We start from the raw sequence: 4156 nt of genomic DNA, 5'->3' as shown, positions 1-4156 counted from the left end.
CGCGGACGATCCGAAGGCAACGTCAGCTGATCCGGCAGACCCGCCAACGCCTCGGTCCAGTAAGCGATCTGCGTCGCGAACAGGCTGTCCGGGTCGTTCTGGTCGCCGAGCAGCTCGTTCTGCCACAACGTGTAGTCCGCATACTGCACCGGCAACGCAGACCACTCCGGCACCCGCCCCTCCACCCGCGCGGAGTAGGCACGAGTGAGGTCAGTGGCCAGCGGGCCCAGCGACCACCCATCACCCGCGATGTGATGCACGACCAGGACGAGGACGTGGTGGTCGGGGGCGAGGCGGAACAGCTCGGCGCGCAGGGGGGTTTCGGTCGCCAGGTCGAAGGGGTGTCGCGCCGCTGACTTCAGGGCCTCCGGCAGCCCGGCCTCGGTCGTGGGGTGGACGGCGAGGTGCGGGACGGCCGCCTCGGGTGACAGCACCTGCTGGCAGGGGACGCCCTCGGCCTCGGGGAACACCGTCCGCAGACTCTCGTGCCGGGCCACCACGTCACCGAGAGCGGCACGCAGCGCGTCACGGTCCAACTCACCACTCAGCCTCAGGGCCAGTGGGATGTTGTAGGTGGCGCTCGGCCCCTCCATCTTGTGGATGAACCACAGCCTGCGCTGGGCGAAGGACAGCGGCATGACCTCGGGTCGCCGGCGGACGGTGAGCGCCAGGCGTCCAGGGGCGGCGGTGTCGAGGAGTGCCGCCACCGCGGCCGGCGTCGGGCCCTCGAACAGCGCACGCAGCTCCAGCTCCACGCCGAACGCCGCACGGATCTGACCGATGAGGCGGGTGGCCAGCAGCGAGTGCCCGCCCAGGTCGAAGAAGTCGTCGTCCACGCCGACCCGCGGCAGCCCCAGAACCTGCGCGAACAGATCGCACACGATCTGCTCCTGCGGCGTGCGCGCCCCTCGTCCCGATCCGGCAGACGCGAAGTCCGGCGTGGGCAGGGCTGCCCGGTCCAGCTTGCCGTTTGCCGTCAAGGGGAGCCGGTCGAGGGGGACGATGGCCGAGGGGACCATGTAGTCGGGCAGATGGTCGCGGGTGTGCTCACGGAGCTTGGTGACCAGGGCACCGGTGCCGCGGCGGGCGGCGGGGTTGGTCGCCCACGTGGACAGGGGTGCGGTGGAGGCGCTGGTGGGGAGTGCGGCGTAGGTGCCGACGGGGGCACGGCCGGACAGCCGGCTCCGGTCGACGAAGACGACGTCCACGGTGTCGGTGTCCTGGGTGTTCCAGGTGATGCCGGTCCAGTAGCCGTGCTCGTCGCCAAGGGTGTGGAAGGCCTCGAGGCTGGTTCGTGTCGCGGTGAGGCGGTCGGGCAAGGGTGCGCCGTCTTCGAGGGCTTGCCGCACGGCGAGTTCGTGGACGAGGCGGGGGTTCGGAACGTTGGTGAGGCGAAGTGCCGCAGGCCGTCCGGCCGCCAACTGCTGCCTCAGATCAGCGAGGTGGGCTTGGGCGTCGCTGTGAGCGAGCCAGGGTCGGGTGGGGGCGTCGTCGAGGGGGTGGGTGGTGATGCCGGTCTTGTAGAGGGTGGCGTCGTAGCGGTAGCGGGTGAGTTCGTTGTGGGCGGTGCCGCGCTTGAGCTGGATGTCGGTGCCCGCCAGGTCGGGGACGTGGTGAGCGAGGGCACTGAAGTACTCGGGGTCGACGAGGAGTTCCTTCTCCAGCACCAGGCTCTGCTCCACGGCACGGCGGATCGCGGCCGTGTCGGTCGGGTCCTCGGCACGCGCCGCCTGCACACCGGAGACGAAGGTCCGCAGCAACCGCGGATGACGCAGGTCGCCCAGGAACAGGGCACCACCTGGGGTGAGGGCACGGAGCGCGTGGTGGACGACCTGTTCCAGGTAGCCGGCGTTCGGGAAGTACTGGGCCACGGAGTTGAGCACGATCGTGTCGAAGTGGCCCTGCGGAAGGTCGCCGAAGTCGTGGGCGGGCTGGGTGCGTAGGTGGACCCGGGTGGCCAGGACGGGATCGGCGTCGACGTGCCGCCGAAGCTCGTCGATGACGGTGCGGGAGAAGTCGGTGCCCCAGTACTCCTCGCACTCGGGCGCCAGCCGGGCCAGGAGCAGGCCGGTGCCGACACCGATTTCGAGGACGCGGCGCGGCCTCAGGGACCGAATGCGGTCGACGGTCGTGTCACGCCATTCCCGCATCTCGGGCAGCGGGATCGGCCGGCTGTCGTAACTGCTGTTCCAGCTTGCGAAGTTCTCGCCGAAGGCCGTCTGCTCCGCAGCGGTGTACACGGCGTCGTACAGGGTCTGCCACTCGCTGAGCTGGTCCTGTTCCACAGCCTCGTCGTGGTCGCGCGCCGAGGTGTCGGCGACGACATAGGCGACGAGTCGGGTGTCACCGGGCTGGTCCTCGCGGACGACGACGGCTGCCTGCGCCACGTCCGTGTGGTCGGTGAGGACCTCCTCGATCTCGCCGAGTTCGATGCGGAAACCGCGGATCTTGATCTGGTGGTCGACGCGCCCGACGAACTCCAGCTCGCCATCCTGGTTCCAGCGCACCAGGTCACCGGTGCGGTACATCCGCCTACCGGGCTCGGGAGCGTACGGGTCCGCCACGAACCGCTCAGCCGTCAAGCCGGACTTGTTCAGATAGCCGCGGGCCACACCGGATCCCGCGATGTACAGCTCCCCCACCACACCAGGCGCCACCAACTCCAGACCCGAACCCAGCACATAGGCCCGCGTGTTGCCGATCGGTCGGCCGATCGGCGGTGCGCCCGCGCCGCCGGCCAGGTCCGCGGCGGTCGACCAGATTGTGGTCTCGGTGGGGCCGTACAGGTTGGTCAGGTCGTCTGTGAGCGTGCGCATCGACTCGGCGAGCGTGGTGGGCAGCGCCTCACCGCCGACCAGCATGCGCAGGCCCCGTAGGGCCTCGGGCTCGTGCGCCACCAGGAGCTGCCACAGCGAAGGGGTGCCCTGTACGACCGTGACGCCGTGCCTGGCGATCAGGTCGAGCACGGCGGACGGTTGAGGGACGGACTCCTTAAGGGCCAGGACGACCGTGGCGCCCGACAGGAGCGGGTGGTACAGCTCCAGCGCGGCGATGTCGAACGCCACCGTGGTGACCGCGAGCAGCCGTTCCCCCGTCCGGAGCGGGACCTTGCGCCGCATTGCTTCCAGGAAGTTGAGCAGCGGCGCGTGGGGTACGACCACGCCCTTGGGACGACCGGTCGAGCCTGACGTGTAGATCACGTACGCGGCGGCCTCGGGGGCCGGCGGCCCTGCGTGGCCGGTCTCGGCCGGGTCGGTGTCGGGGCAGGCGGCCAGCAGTGCGTGTGCCTCCGGGGAGTCCAGCACCAGTCGTTCCGCCGAACCACCGTTCGGCGTCCGGGAGTCGGTCGACAGTGTGGTGAGCAACAGGGCGGGCCGTGCGTCCTCGAGAACGTAGACAAGGCGGCCGGCCGGGTGGTCCGGGTCCAGCGGCAGGTACGCGGCGCCGCTCTTGAGCACGGCCAACAGGGCGACCACCAGCTCGGCCGAACGCGGCAGAGCCAGCGCGACCACCCGGTCCGGACCCGCGCCCCGGCGCAGCAGGACGTGCGCGAGGCGGTTGGCGCGGCGGTCCAGTTCCGCGTAGGTCAGGGAGGTGTTCCCGGCGATCAGGGCCACGGCGTCAGGGGTGGCGACGGCCTGCTCGGCGAAGCGGACCGGCAGCAGTCTCTCGCCGATCTCGGTCTCGGTCTCCAGCCAGGTGCCGAGCAGTTGCCCGTGTTCGTCGGGGGTGAGGATGTCGATGTGGTTGAGGCGCTGGTCGGGGTGGGTGGTGGCGATGTCGAGGAAGTGCAGCCAACGGTCGAACAGGGCCTGGACGGTGGGCGCGTCGTAGATGTCGCTGGAGTACTCGACGGCCCCGCTGATGCCCTGCGGTTCACCGTGGGCACCGCGCCGCTCCGCAAGGCTGAAGAACAGGTCGAACTTCGCCGTACCCGTACGCCCAGGAGCGACGTCGATCGTGAGTCCGGGCAGCCGGAAGGTCGCCTCGGGGGCGTTCTGGAGCGCGAGCATGACCTGGAAGAGCGGGTGGTGCGACAGGGTACGGGTCGGATTGATCAACTCGACCAGGTACTCGAAGGGGACGTCCTGATGCGCGTAAGCAGCCAGACTCCTCTCCCGCACCCGAGTGATCAGCTCGGCGAAGGTCGGATCAC

The 4156-nt window shown here is 70.0% G+C and carries 1 protein-coding gene; it reads right to left on the bottom strand.

The genetic code is table 11. The features are described 5' to 3' along the window. The coding region (locus ABTX78_RS35980) for a non-ribosomal peptide synthetase (protein WP_352210963.1) at window positions 1-4156 on the bottom strand (4156 nt) is incomplete at both ends.

The sequence above is a fragment of the Streptomyces sp. NPDC096193 genome (genome assembly GCF_040302905.1).
Lineage (GTDB): Bacteria > Actinomycetota > Actinomycetes > Streptomycetales > Streptomycetaceae > Streptomyces.
Note: the sequence above shows the minus strand (reverse complement) of the source record. Positions and strands in the feature narration are given on the sequence as shown.